This window comes from Bacillus sp. TH30 (assembly GCF_016650875.1).
Taxonomy (GTDB): Bacteria; Bacillota; Bacilli; order Bacillales; family Bacillaceae_G; genus Bacillus_A; species Bacillus_A mycoides.
The window spans coordinates 4764488-4777672 of the sequence record NZ_JAEKEY010000002.1; the positions used below are offsets into that span (position 1 = coordinate 4764488).

At 35.3% G+C, this 13185-nt stretch carries 11 protein-coding genes and 4 pseudogenes; 12 read left to right on the top strand and 3 right to left on the bottom strand.

Annotated features, from left to right (window positions below; genetic code table 11):
- Positions 1-40: 40 nt before the first annotated feature.
- The 4 genes from JFU20_RS26630 to JFU20_RS26645 all read left to right on the top strand — a co-directional run bounded on the left by JFU20_RS26630 (position 41) and on the right by JFU20_RS26645 (position 5055).
- Positions 41-1582: a serine hydrolase domain-containing protein gene (locus JFU20_RS26630; protein ID WP_002165433.1), complete on the top strand. Its 1542-nt coding sequence runs from the start codon at positions 41-43 to the stop codon at positions 1580-1582.
- 196 nt (positions 1583-1778) lie between these two features.
- Entirely contained in the window at positions 1779-3029 is a 1251-nt protein-coding gene (locus JFU20_RS26635) for a DUF4073 domain-containing protein (protein WP_002013706.1), read from the top strand.
- A 271-nt stretch (positions 3030-3300) separates the two neighbouring features.
- Positions 3301-4296 (top strand): D-cysteate sulfo-lyase, encoded by a 996-nt coding sequence (gene cuyA, locus JFU20_RS26640; RefSeq protein ID WP_002013704.1) that lies wholly within the window; start codon positions 3301-3303, stop codon positions 4294-4296.
- Positions 4297-4425: 129 nt separating this feature from the next.
- The gene (locus tag JFU20_RS26645; protein WP_002013702.1) at positions 4426-5055 is read left to right on the top strand and encodes a class I SAM-dependent methyltransferase; all 630 of its coding nucleotides are present in this window, start codon (positions 4426-4428) and stop codon (positions 5053-5055) included.
- A gap of 99 nt (positions 5056-5154) precedes the next feature.
- On the opposite strand, the gene JFU20_RS26650 is transcribed toward JFU20_RS26645, so the two are convergent.
- Together JFU20_RS26650 and JFU20_RS26655 are read right to left on the bottom strand one after the other, a co-directional pair.
- Positions 5155-5310: a hypothetical protein gene (locus JFU20_RS26650; protein WP_002013701.1), complete on the bottom strand. Its 156-nt coding sequence runs from the start codon at positions 5308-5310 to the stop codon at positions 5155-5157.
- A gap of 416 nt (positions 5311-5726) precedes the next feature.
- Positions 5727-6356 (bottom strand): hypothetical protein, encoded by a 630-nt coding sequence (locus JFU20_RS26655; protein WP_002013699.1) that lies wholly within the window; start codon positions 6354-6356, stop codon positions 5727-5729.
- Between the two features lie 522 nt (positions 6357-6878).
- Between JFU20_RS26655 and JFU20_RS26660 the strand changes: the two genes are divergently transcribed.
- Positions 6879-8357 (top strand): DHA2 family efflux MFS transporter permease subunit, encoded by a 1479-nt coding sequence (locus JFU20_RS26660; RefSeq protein ID WP_002013698.1) that lies wholly within the window; start codon positions 6879-6881, stop codon positions 8355-8357.
- A 188-nt stretch (positions 8358-8545) separates the two neighbouring features.
- Here the strand turns inward: JFU20_RS26660 and JFU20_RS26665 are convergent.
- Positions 8546-8848, bottom strand: a pseudogene (locus JFU20_RS26665) (hydrolase); the annotation flags it as partial.
- A gap of 487 nt (positions 8849-9335) precedes the next feature.
- Here JFU20_RS26665 and JFU20_RS26670 point away from each other — a divergent pair.
- The 7 genes and pseudogenes from JFU20_RS26670 to JFU20_RS26700 form a co-directional block, all read left to right on the top strand.
- A pseudogene (locus JFU20_RS26670) lies at positions 9336-9745 on the top strand (collagen-like protein).
- A gap of 53 nt (positions 9746-9798) precedes the next feature.
- Positions 9799-10293, top strand: a complete 495-nt coding sequence (locus JFU20_RS26675; RefSeq protein ID WP_002013693.1) for a hypothetical protein — start codon at positions 9799-9801, stop codon at positions 10291-10293.
- A gap of 23 nt (positions 10294-10316) precedes the next feature.
- Positions 10317-10541: pseudogene (locus JFU20_RS26680) on the top strand (DDE-type integrase/transposase/recombinase); the annotation flags it as partial.
- Between the two features lie 186 nt (positions 10542-10727).
- A complete protein-coding gene (locus JFU20_RS26685) occupies positions 10728-10934 on the top strand; it encodes a histidine kinase (protein WP_201039252.1) in 207 nt (68 codons plus the stop codon).
- 266 nt (positions 10935-11200) lie between these two features.
- Entirely contained in the window at positions 11201-11635 is a 435-nt protein-coding gene (locus JFU20_RS26690) for a hypothetical protein (RefSeq protein ID WP_002013690.1), read from the top strand.
- Between the two features lie 238 nt (positions 11636-11873).
- Positions 11874-12575, top strand: a complete 702-nt coding sequence (locus tag JFU20_RS26695; RefSeq protein WP_002013688.1) for a YrrS family protein — start codon at positions 11874-11876, stop codon at positions 12573-12575.
- A 43-nt stretch (positions 12576-12618) separates the two neighbouring features.
- Positions 12619-13074: pseudogene (locus JFU20_RS26700) on the top strand (Rpn family recombination-promoting nuclease/putative transposase); the annotation flags it as partial.
- Positions 13075-13185 lie beyond the last annotated feature (111 nt).

Here is a 13185-nt window from a genome sequence, read left to right on the forward strand (position 1 = left end):
GATTGGCGGGTAGAATATTCTGAAAAAAGGGGTAGAGCAAATGAAGAATAGACAAAAAGCATCGATAATATGCAAAAGTATTTTATGTTTAATGATTTGTATATTCATTACGAATGAAGCATGGTTTACAAATGTGGTGAGGGCAGAATCGGGCACGTTGACTAATAGAAGTATAGAGAATTTCAAAAAAAAGATGGATGAACACGTACCAAAATGGCAGGAGAATTATGAGGTACCAGGGGCTGCAATAGGTATCGTACATGAGGGGCGTATTGCTTATACACTTAACTACGGTTATGTAGACAAAAAGACAAAAAAAGCGGTGAGTGATGATACATTGTTTCAAGCTGGTTCCATATCTAAAAACCTTACAGCGTGGGGAATCTTGCATCTTGTAGATGAAGGTCGTTTATCACTAGATGATCCCGTTGGAAAATATCTGACTAAATGGAAATTACCTAATTCAGAGTTTAATAATAATGAAGTCACAATAAGAAGATTGTTAAGCCATACAGCAGGACTGTCTGCACATAAAGGATACCTTGGGGTTGCACCAGGGAAAAATCTTAATTCTATTGAGGAGTCTCTGTCTGGAAAAGGTTGGCTTAATGAACAAGTGGAGGTTACCAATAAACCAGGTTCAGAAACAATTTACTCTGGTGGCGGATATACAATTTTACAACTTGTAATTGAAGAGGTTACCGGAATACCGTTTGATCGCTATATGGAAGAACAAATTATGAAACCTTTAGGAATGAAATCTAGTTCATTCTTACAAGGTCCTGAAAATCATAACCTTTCGAAAGCTTATGGATATTTTGGAGAGGAGCTCCCTAGTTACCAATTTACCGAACAGGCTGCTGCAGGTCTCAAGACAAATGTTACGGATATGATGACATTGATACTTGCAAGTATGGATACAAATAATAAAGGGAATGGTGTCATCAAAAGTGAACGTGTTACGGAAATGCAAAAGCCAGTATTAGGGGAGAATGGTTTAGGTATATTTGAAAAAAAACTATCTAATCAATGGAAATTACTTTATCATTCTGGTGACAATCGAGGCTGGCATTCTTTTTATGGTTTCATTCCTAATACAAAGGATGGATTGGTAATCCTTACAAATGGTGAAGGTGGTATAGACTTACGACAGGATATTTACCACGCATGGATGGAATATGAAACTGGAAAATTACCTGAAAGTTACTTCTCTCTAGCTGAGCAGAGAAAAAACAACTCTATTACATCAATTGTTATTGGAGCCACACTTGGTTTATATTTGCTGCTATTTGTGATTAGATTGTACAAAGGGAGAAGAACTTTCATTTTTAAGCAAGAGAAGAAATCCTACATCGGATTAGTAGTTAGGACATTTTTACTTATTATTACTGCTATTCTCGTTTTTTGTGCTGCCTATTTGTGGAGAGTTTTCAGCTTGAATTCCGGTAATACAATAAATTTTATTCTAATAATGGTATGGATTATAACATTATTAATTAGTGGATTTTTCCCGAAAATTAGAAGTAATAAAAAACAACGTATAAAACTAAAAGATTTAACATCAAAATTTACATTTATGTAATGTTAAAGGTTAGAAAGCTAGATTGGCGTGAATCGCTAATTGTGGTTTGCAAAAAACGACAAAATCTCTTAAAAAACACTTAACTTTTAACTCCATCTATCTTTACAATCCCTCCCTATAATGTGAATTGGACAAGCACCTAAGAGAAAGCAGAACATGTCAGTTTATACATTCTATTATTAGGGGGAGAATTTGTATGAAAAAGGTAGTTGCTTCGTTAGCCGTTATGGCAGTGTTATTACCAACGTTTTCGATGAATGCTGAGGGAAAAGAACAAGCACAAGCACAAGCACAAGCACGAAAAACAGCGACGTTGTTTAATGTAATTAGTGACATTCAAGGAGATTTATCGGATTTTGATCACGTATTAAAAGATATGAATAAAGTAACGCCACTTTCTAGAGCGCTTATTATGAATGGGGATATAACGCCAACTGGACAGCAGTCACAATATGATGATGTAAAGCGTGTGCTAAACAAAAATAAGCATCCGGAGAATGTATGGTCAACTGTTGGGAATCATGAGTTTTACGCTGGTAAATGGACAGCTGATGGGAAACTCTCTCAAAATACATGGCCAAATGGTGTAACGGAAGAAACATTGTTTAATCGATATTTAAAATTTAGCGGACAAGATAAGGTATATCATAAAAAAGAGTTAGACGGTTATCCGCTTTTATTTTTAGGAACTGAAAAATATATGAAATACCACGATTCGAAAATGTGGGATGAAGTATATATGAGTGATGAGCAATTAGGATGGTTAAAACAAAATTTAGAAGAATACAGCCAAAAAGATAAAAATAAACCAATTTTCATTTTCTCTCATCACGTTTTACCTGATACGGTATCTGGATCAAGACAAAATCCGTATTTACAAGATTATTTAAATGTTGATAAATTGTACGATATATTAAAAGACTATCCGCAAGTTGTTTTCTTTACGAGTCATACACATTGGGATTTAAACTTACCAGATTGGGCTGGTAAAAAGAAAATTGAAGGCGGAGATGAAAAAGGATTTACGGTTGTAAATACGGGCGGAATTGAAACTGGTTGGATGTCGGCTGGTCCAAATGGTGGAGAGATTCATGCTCCGGATGGATCTTCTTTTAAACAAGGGTTGCAAGTGAAAGCATATGGTAACGATGTTGTCGTAACGGCTTACGATTATAAACGTGATAAAGGTATAAAGAACTTATTAATTAGTGATGCAAAAATTGCACAAATGGCACCAGATGTAACGGCTGATGATAGTAAAAACGTAATCGTTGGTGCAACAGAGTATATGGAGTACAATATAGAAGGAACGAATGAGTGGTACACGTACAATAAAGCGAATCCTCCAAAATTTGATGGGAACAAAATTGTATACGTACGCCATAAAGGCGAAATGAATTTAGAGCCAGGATTAACGCAGCTTCTTCGTTTTTCGGTAAATAAGTGATTGGTAAGGGCCTACTTCTTAATGAGTGGGCTCTTTTTATTTTGTCGTTTTTTTATCGGCAAGTCGATATAATTTGAGAATCGCTGATATATTTGAAAAAGCACCGATATAAATTTCATGTACCGTATTGAAGTTAAAATCGTTAATGCAATTTCATGCACCGAAACGAAATTCCCTACATTTTTAGTCCAGAAAGGTGACTTCATCATTTTTCCATGTAATAATAGTATGGTTACATTTACTGTGAAAGAGTATAAAAGGAGCGTTATTGATGAATTTAGCTAAATTTCCGAGAAAAAAATATACAGAATCATATACACCAATTGAAAAATTAAACAATTTTTCTGAAGCACTTGGTGGGCCAACTATTTATTTTAAACGAGATGATTTACTTGGTTTAACAGCTGGCGGTAATAAGACGAGAAAGTTAGAGTTTCTAGTTGCGGATGCACAGGCAAAGGGTGCAGATACGTTAATTACAGCTGGTGGTATTCAGTCAAACCATTGCCGTCTAACACTTGCAGCTGCGGTAAAAGAAAAAATGAAATGTATTCTTGTGTTAGAGGAAGGGCTTGAGCCAGAAGAAAAGCCAGACTTTAACGGAAACTATTTCTTATATCATTTATTAGGTGCTGAAAACGTAATTGTTGTGCCAAACGGAACAGATCTTATGGAAGAGATGCATAAAGTAGCGAAAGAAGTAAGTGAAAAAGGAAATACACCATATGTCATTCCAGTTGGTGGATCTAACCCTACTGGCGCAATGGGATATATTGCTTGTGCGCAAGAAATTATGGCTCAGTCATTTGAGCAAGGAATTGATTTCAGTTCAGTTGTTTGTGTAAGTGGTAGCGCTGGTATGCATGCTGGTTTAATTACTGGCTTTTCCGGAACGCAAAGCAAAATTCCTGTAATCGGAATAAATGTAAGTAGAGGAAAAGCGGAGCAAGAAGAGAAAGTAGCAAAACTTGTAGATGAAACTTCAGCTCACGTTGGTATCCCAAACTCTATTTCACGCGAGGCAGTTACATGCTTTGATGAATATGTAGGACCAGGATACGCTTTACCAACACCAGAAATGGTTGAAGCAGTACAGTTACTTGCGAAAACTGAAGGTATTTTACTTGACCCAGTTTATACAGGTAAAGCAGTAGCGGGACTAATCGATTTAATTAGAAAAGGTAAATTTAATAAAGAGGACAACATTTTATTCGTACATTCAGGTGGCTCACCAGCTTTATATGCGAATACGTCTCTGTTTGCGTAAGTGTAAAAAGCATTGGGTATCCAATGCTTTTTGTTTTGAATTAATGTTGAAATTTGATACAATTTCGTGAATATGCGATGATTTTTCAACATTCAACGGTAAACAACGATATATAAAGGAGATTGATGTATGACAGAGTTTTGGGAAGCAAGTTTTATAGAAAATCAAATGATGTGGGGATTTGAAGCTGCAGATTCCGCAATTTTGACGAAGGATTTTTTCCTTGAAAAGAAAGTGAAGGATATATTGATTCCTGGTATTGGATATGGAAGAAATGCAAAGGTTTTTATTGATAACGGAATACATGTAACAGGTATTGAAATTTCAAAAACAGCGATCGAATTGGCGAGGGAAAATGAAATTAATGCTAATTTGTTCCATGGTTCAGTTACGGATATGCCTTTTGATAACAAACTGTATGATGGCATATTTTCTTATGCACTTATTCATTTGTTGAATAAGGATGAGAGAAAGAAGTTTATTAAAGATTGTTATAGTCAGCTAAAACCAAACGGGTATATGATTTTTACTACTATTTCTAAAGATGCCCCAATGTTTGGGAAGGGGAAACAACTTGGTAAAGACTACTTCGAGATAATGGAAGGGGTAAAAATGTATTTTTATGATGTTGACTCGGTACAACAAGACTTTGGAAAATATGGACTGATGGAAACTACGGAAATTGTGGAGCCACATAAAAATATGGCAAATAAACCTCCATTTAAATTTATAATGATCAAATGTCAAAAAACACTATAATTACAATTGTGTAAAAAATAGTGAGATATTCACTAATTATTTTTTAAAGGCGAAGTAAGGGAAGTCAAAGGACTTCCCTTACTTCGCCTAATTTTTATTTTATGTGAAATGGTAACCGAACCAAAGGAAAAATAAAATAATTGCTGCATTAAATAACGTAAAGGTTAAACCGATGATAGATAAAATTTTCTTTTCGGTACGACTACAAAATGAGATAACCGCTAATATAATTGCTATAACAGCAAAAGTTACCATGAAATATACGAAAGGAGCTACGTAATCTACTCCAACTCTTTCTAAAATAGGGAGAAAGAGATTAATATTTTGTTTGCTTCACTTTTTTTCGGCACTCTACAGCTAGATGGTATTACTGACACGTACAAGTTATCAACAATCTTTATGTTGAAAGAATCTTAGCGTACGAAATTCGCGTTTTGTTGGTGCGACCACATCTCTATTAAGCTAACAGATGCAATCACCTTCAACTATCCCTTATCAGATACAAGGTAACAGATGTTTTTATAATTTGAAAGACGAGGAAACGAACTTGGAGGGAGTATTGGAAGCATACAATAAATACATTGAGGGGGCATGTTTGAGAAGATTAAATCAATGGAAAAGGAAATGATTTTTAAGTCTGGGCTATGGACCTATCCTCCCGTTCTAATTAACTAAAAGAAGAACTTCCCCATACCGATTAGACTACTAAGCATTCCTATTCCATTCATGGTGCCTTTTCCTACTGTAAGTAAGTTTCCAAGCATTCCTGCCTGACCGTTACCTCCGTTATTCCCCCATCCCATTGGGGGCCATGAACCACCCCATCCCATGGGATTTACCTGTCCTCCCCATCCTGGAGGGTTTCCAAAAACACCCGAGTTATTGGTACTAAAGTTAAAAGCCTTGGCTGGCGGCGATAGTAAAGCGGCAAGATGCCCTTGTGCGAACATCCCTGTATGATTGAATGGTTGAGCCCAAGGGAAGGGGGGTTTTTGAAAATTGAAACCTGCATGGCCTGATAATGGAGCCGAATTAGCAGGATGTCCTTGGGGCATCATCCCCGCATAATTGTTTGGCTGGCCCCAAGAGAAGGGGGAGGGCTGGGGATTGAAACCCGTATAATCGGCTGATGAATCCCAACCAACTGGATAGACTCGATAACTCCAATTCCCAGGAATCTTCAAACCATTCATTCCCTCAGCTTTAGTTATTTGGAGCTGTGAATATAATGATGCCATTGAAATTTGGTTATTATATTGTTCCCCGTTTCCCTTTGAATTCAAATACCAATATTGGTGCATACGCTTATTCCCCTCACTTTAAAAATGTAATGTTAGACTTAGCCTATGTAATATTCCTTTTTATGGATAGTTACATAACTAGATCTACAAGCCCGTATTTAAAGGAATGGGTGCGTGGTCTTGTTGATTTATCCCGCTATTTGTGGGCAGTAAGACCCCCGCCTCAAAATTCAGCGAAAGCAAAGAAGTTTGGGGGGACTGCCTGTAAAAGTCCCACTGATTAAAGTTTCACTTTATTTTAGAAGAGGATTTTCAGTTGCTCCTTTTGTTTATTTCAGGCCTAATTTAATTTCCGTTAACAAACGTGTTTATATATTCATTCAAAATCTTATTTAAATGTTTATAAAGGTTTAATCAATAAAAAAGATTTTAAAATGTTATGTTGAGCAAGTAGAATTGCTAAAAAGAGAATATCCATTCGAAGAGTTTGGCAAAATACTGCAAGGATAATGTATTCTTGTGCAGATATGCAAACGATTTAAACTAATCAATGAAATTTATAATGAAGGGGCAAATAAATATATGAGTGAAACATTACATAAAAGAAAACCACCATATTTAATGCTTGTAATCCTTTTTATTGGGGCATTTGTTTCATTTCTAAACAACTCGCTTTTAAATGTAGCCTTGCCATCAATAATGAAGGATTTAGACATTAAAGATTATTCAACGATCCAGTGGCTTTCTACAGGGTATATGCTTGTAAGTGGTATATTAATTCCGGCATCAGCATTTTTAATAACCCGCTTCTCCAATAGGAGCTTATTTATTACATCTATGGTGATTTTTATTCTTGGTACGGCCTTAGCGGCTTTAGCACCGAACTTTAGTTTATTACTTACTGGCCGGATGGTTCAAGCAGCAGGTTCTTCAGTCATGGGGCCTTTGTTAATGAATATTATGCTAGTAAGCTTTCCAAGAGAAAAAAGGGGAACGGCAATGGGGATTTTTGGATTAGTTATGATTACAGCTCCAGCAATTGGACCGACACTATCAGGTTATATTGTAGAGTATTATGACTGGCGTTTGCTTTTTGAAATGATTTTACCGTTAGCAATCATTAGTTTACTGTTAGGGATTTGGAAATCTGAGAACGTCATGAGACAAAACAAAAATGCAAAACTTGATTATCTCTCATTACTATTATCTTCTGTCGGTTTTGGCGGTTTGTTATATGGATTCAGTTCTGCAAGCTCCGATGGTTGGACGAATAAAGTTGTCTTAACAACCTTAATCATAGGCGCTATTGCCCTAATTACTTTCATTATCCGTCAATTAAAAATGAATGAGCCGTTATTGGATTTACGTGTTTACAAGTACCCAATGTTTGCACTTGCGTCTGTAATTGCAATTGTCAACGCGGTGGCCATGTTTTCGGGTATGATTTTAACACCAGCTTATGTACAAAACGTCCGTGGTATTTCGCCGCTGAACTCTGGGCTGATGATGCTTCCAGGTGCGGTAATAATGGGGGTTATGTCACCAATTACAGGTAAACTATTTGATAAATATGGCCCTCGGATTCTTGGCATAGTAGGACTTTCCATTACAGCTGTTTCAACTTATATGTTGGCAAACCTGCAAATTGACTCTAGTCACACACATATTATTCTTATTTACACACTGCGGATGTTTGGGATGGCAATGGTGATGATGCCACTTATGACAAATGGCCTTAATCAATTGCCAACTCGCTTAAATCCGCACGGTACGGCTGTTAATAATACAGCTCAACAAGTGTCCGGTTCGATTGGTACTGCTATTCTTGTTACGATTATGAATTCTGTAACAACAACAAAAGCTGAAAGTCTAATGTCGGATGTAGATCCAACGACCTTCACAGAAGCTACGAAGGCAGTATTAACTCAGAAGGCTTTATTATCGGGAATTCAATATTCATTCTATGTAGCGCTTGGCATGAATGTTGTTGCACTGCTATTAGTTTTTTTCGTTAAACGTGTAGATACAAGCGCGGAAGCTGTCGAGAGGTTAAATCGATAGAGAAAAATAAAACTCTAGATAATGATTCCTACAAGTTTTTTTGCTGATTAGTTAGACAAGGAAGCTTTTATCTGGTAGTTATCAAATCAAAGAAACTTCCAGTGAAATTTGCATTGAAAAATATTGAAAATAGGAGTGAGTGAAAAACGTAGGGGATTCCTCTACGTTTTTTTATGTGAACATTAATAAGGTGTTCCGATACTTGTAATCCTGCTCCCGCCACTTTGTGTCCACCAGCTTTGTAATATGTTTGCCGTAAACTTGGATTGAAAAGCTGCAGACGTCAACTGGAGTGCCTCTGCATATTTACCTTGTTGGAGATATGCAAAAAATAAAGACGTACGCTCCGTTAATGAGACTTGTTTCTTTTCTGCAGTTTGTGCCCCTTGTGTATCCCCATGAATAGCTGTTGTAAGCGGAAAAGAAGAAACACCTAAAGAAAAGAGTAGGGTAAAAGAAAGTGCTGATTTTTGTAACTTCTTTTTTTTCATCCTGTTTAACCTCCAAAATGTAATGGTATGAAATGGGTATGGTAATTAGTGGAATGTTTCCCTATTGGGGTTTCGTTACATGTAAGGGGGAATCCTGCATACATATCATAAAAAGCCCGTTTGAAAGAGTGGAGGAGTTAAGCAATGGATTTATACATAAATCTTTGCTAAATCATAGAAATCGATCGTTTTTCCAATAATGATCCCAATCCCGTTATGATGTAGGGGAAGAAAAACAAGAAGAGAGGGAGGCATACGATGAAGAAATTTTTATGATTCATTTCTACATTGTGCATGTTTGATTGGTAACAGGGTGTAGTAGCAAAGATGACACTGGAATTTCCATTACCCCATACCGAAAAAAAGGGTATAGGTATACTTTCCTGTTTAAAATATTGTTCGTATAGGAAGCGAATAAGCTTCCTATACGAACAACATTACATATTAATAATTTAGAGGGTTTTAAAAAGAAAGAGGTGGTTTTTAAATGTATAATGAGTCAATATATTATCCTTATATAAATTATGATCAATACTTCGATCGTCAATTCTCTGGTCCTCAGATTCCAGGTATACCTGGAATGCCAGGATTTCCGGGTGTACCAGGATTTCCGGGCGTACCAAGTATTCCAGGACAGCAAAGCTCACAAGCTCCAACATCTCCCCCCCATCATTTATTCCTCAACAATCAACAGCTTCACCATTTGCTGTTGATCCAGGAGCAATTTCATTATGTTTATTTCGAAATACTTATATATGGCTTAGTAATGGTGAACAATTTTGGTATTTCCCAATTTTTGTAGGACCACGCTCTGTTGCTGGTTTTAGATGGAACGGTAGGTTTTGGGTTATTTTTGGAATTGATACGAGAAGGATTATTTCATTTACATGTTTTTAAAAATTATAGAGTAACGATAGGGGTTTAATTATATAAACAAAAGAGGTATTTGAATGAAAAAATTTCAATCATTTGATGGTACAATAACTATGATTAACGATTTTGTAACAGGGTCAAACGAAGATATAGGATGTAATAAATTAATGTCCGTAGATAATGGTTATGGGAATCTAATAAATTTTGTAGTGAAACCAAATACGTATTTTATCGACTATGCAACGGTAGTAGTAGGAGATAAAGTAACTGGGTTTTACGATGCCAACGCTCCTGCTCCTCTTATTTTCCCACCACAATTTCAAGCGATTGTTATGGCAAAATATACACCGCATCAAAATGTAAAAGTAGACTATTTTAATGAACAGTTGGAGAGTAGTGATGGGAAATTAAAATTAAATATTTCTCCTTCTACTCAAATTTTATTAACAAATGGTCAATTCTTTACAGGTAATCTTGTAAATCGAAATTTAATAGCTATTTATAGTTTTACAACAATGAGTATACCAGCTCAAACTACACCATATAAAATCATTGTTTTGTGTCAAAAGTGATTTCTATTCTAAAGGGTCTCTCGGTTTATCAAACTACAATCCATTGTAGAATCAAAAATTTTAGCCATCTTATTGACCAGGTTCATAGGCATGTCAAGAGACGTTTTGCCAAATCTGCAGGATTTCAAAATCTTCGTCATGCTTCACGTACGATAAAAGGTATCGAGACCATTCATGCCCTATATAAACAACGGCGAAGTCTTCAAAGAGACTCCGCCTTTTCAACGTACAATAGTATTCCTTTCTAAATATGAAGATAAAAGTATCATAAATACATCAATATCATGAAGATACAGGAACCTAATATGTAATATTGCATATTAATGAATTTATATGAGTATATATAACATGAAAATCACTATAACGAACATGCAGGTTTCTTTTTTATTTGTTATTTTTATCAGTAAAGTAGACCACATATCAGCTTCAGATACTTGTTTTATGATACAAGTAATCAAACAAAAGGAGGGCCATACACCATAATTACACCATTATTAACAGGGCACTCTTTTAAGTACAGGAGATTATTAGCGGGTGGAGAAAATGTTGAAGATATACAGACAGATAAACATATTCCATATGAAAAAAATGAATTGCAGCAAACTCTAGACAAGTACGATTCGAAGGAGTTTGGGTTATAAAAAGAAAATAGAATAGATAAATTGACAAGAGAAAAGCACTTTGTGTATATCACAGGTGTTTTTTATTTTCATTTTGATATAGGGCTTGAATTAAATTCCCATGTTTTTTTGCAGCCATTCAATAATGAATATGTACATATTCATTATTGAAATTAGTAATAATAAAATGTATTATTGAAAAGCACTATTTATAATTCAAGTAATCAAGGCTATGTATCCATAATAATTTGAACATTCAGAAATTATAATATTATCATAAAAATGAGGTGAGGTTAATAGAAACAGTACATATTAAATGGTATGGATTGTATAGTTTAAATGATTTTTATAATAGAGAAGAAGCTTTTAAGAAGGGAATATTTGCAATCTCTAGAGTATATGCTAAGAATGAAACATTGATCTATATAGGAAAAACCAAAAGAAGCTTTATACAAAAGATAAGGGAACTTAATAAAGATTGGATTTTTGATGAAAGCGAATTAAAGATTACATTAGGAATAATAGAGTCTCCTAGTGGTGAAAGTTACTCTGAAAAAAAGGTAAAAGAGATAAAATCCCTTTTGATTTTACGACATACCCCAGTAGAAAACAACACATCTTTATTGTACCATAGAGGGCAGTTTAATTTGAAAATTATAAATAAGGGAAGAAGGGGCTTAATTGTTAAAAAGATTTCTACAGGAGATCTAATGTGGACGTAATTGGAATCACCTTTGAATAAAATGGAAGGTTTCTTACGAACAGATGCTTATCAATTTATAATGTATTAAAATATTTTTGAATAACATATGTCAGATGCTTGAAACAACACAAATTTTATTATGATATGAAATCTTGTATGGGAATTGTAATTCATTTCCATTGTTTAATGAAAATATTAAGAATTATAAGGATAATGCATAAAGATTAGAAGAGAAAATAAACTCGGAGGTTTAAAAAATGGGACAAGGAAGCAGGTTTCAAGAAAAACAACAAAATCGTCGTAAAAAGGTGATTTTTAATATTGCATTTACTTTGGTATTAGTGACAGTTGGTATAGTGACATACCAGTTGTTTTCCCCTTCTGATACATCAAAGAAAGCAATTGCTCAAGAAAAGAAAGCAACAAAGATAGAAGAGAAGAAACATAAAGAGAAAGAAGCAGCGCAGTTAGAAGAGAAGAAACGTGAAGTGAAAGAAGCAGCGCAGTTAGAAGAGAAGGAACGTGAGGAGAGAGAAGCAGCACTGTTAGAAGAGAAGAAACGTGAAGAGAGAGAAGCAGCACTGTTAGAAGAGAAACAAAAAGCAGAAAAATCGGTAAAAACGAGCGAAAATGAAAATAAAGAGGTAGAAAAAACGGCATCTCAAGAAAAGGGTTCTCAAACTAATCCTTCTTGGAAGCCAATTGGTACAGAGCAAGGAGCAAAACCTGCAATGAAATTTAAAGAAGGAACAGTAGATTGGAATGAGATGAAAAAAGCAATTTCTTATGCTGTTGATGTTCCAGAGGGTCAATTGATTTTTGATTTTATTGGAAATAATGGTGAAAATAAAGCCTACGGTAATGTACGAGATAAGCAAAGTAATAAAAAATATAAGGTTGATATTGATTGGGTAGAGAATCAGGGCTGGAAACCAGTATCTGTTCAAGTGGTAAAATAAATAAGCAAAATGTAAATGCTATCCTCTCTTGTTGTGAGCGACTAAGCTATTAAGTGATGATATAGAAGTTCATATAGTAGAGATTCCCAAGTTGATGCAGCAATGGCGCGAAGAGAAAGTCAATCCGGGGGAAGATTCGTTTGTTCGTTGGTTATTATTATTACCTGCGAATGAAGATGAACATCTCACACAAACATTGGAGGATATTGCCATGAACCGAGATCCGATTTTACAAAAAGCAATGAATAAATGGGAACGTATGAGTCAAGATTCTTCTTTCCGTCAAGCATATGAAGCAAGAGAAAAGGCCTTAATGGATGAGGCAGCAAAATTTGCTCATGCAGAACAACAAGGAATTAAAAAGGGAATTGAACAAGGGGTTGAGCAAGGAAAGATGCAACTCATTCGAGGCATGCATAAAAATGGTGTGTCTGTAGAAGACATTGCAAAGCTTACAGGATTACCAGAAATAGAAATACAGCGATTTTTGCAGAGCTAGTTCTTAGAGAAAGCATTTTATCCAATAAAATGCTTTCTCTAACTCTGCCTGAAAAAAAGATGAGATGTCTCAATCTTCTTTTTCTATTTTTAGGGGATACGGAAACATCAC

Coding starts and splice junctions, on each gene's coding strand:
- JFU20_RS26695 (WP_002013688.1), top strand. CDS start 11,874: ATGGGACAAGGAAGCAGGTTTCAAGAAAAACAACAAAATCGTCGTAAA.
- JFU20_RS26635 (WP_002013706.1), top strand. CDS start 1,779: ATGAAAAAGGTAGTTGCTTCGTTAGCCGTTATGGCAGTGTTATTACCA.
- JFU20_RS26630 (WP_002165433.1), top strand. CDS start 41: ATGAAGAATAGACAAAAAGCATCGATAATATGCAAAAGTATTTTATGT.
- JFU20_RS26650 (WP_002013701.1), bottom strand. CDS start 5,310: ATGGTAACTTTTGCTGTTATAGCAATTATATTAGCGGTTATCTCATTT.
- JFU20_RS26675 (WP_002013693.1), top strand. CDS start 9,799: ATGAAAAAATTTCAATCATTTGATGGTACAATAACTATGATTAACGAT.
- JFU20_RS26645 (WP_002013702.1), top strand. CDS start 4,426: ATGACAGAGTTTTGGGAAGCAAGTTTTATAGAAAATCAAATGATGTGG.
- JFU20_RS26660 (WP_002013698.1), top strand. CDS start 6,879: ATGAGTGAAACATTACATAAAAGAAAACCACCATATTTAATGCTTGTA.
- JFU20_RS26655 (WP_002013699.1), bottom strand. CDS start 6,356: ATGCACCAATATTGGTATTTGAATTCAAAGGGAAACGGGGAACAATAT.
- cuyA (WP_002013704.1), top strand. CDS start 3,301: ATGAATTTAGCTAAATTTCCGAGAAAAAAATATACAGAATCATATACA.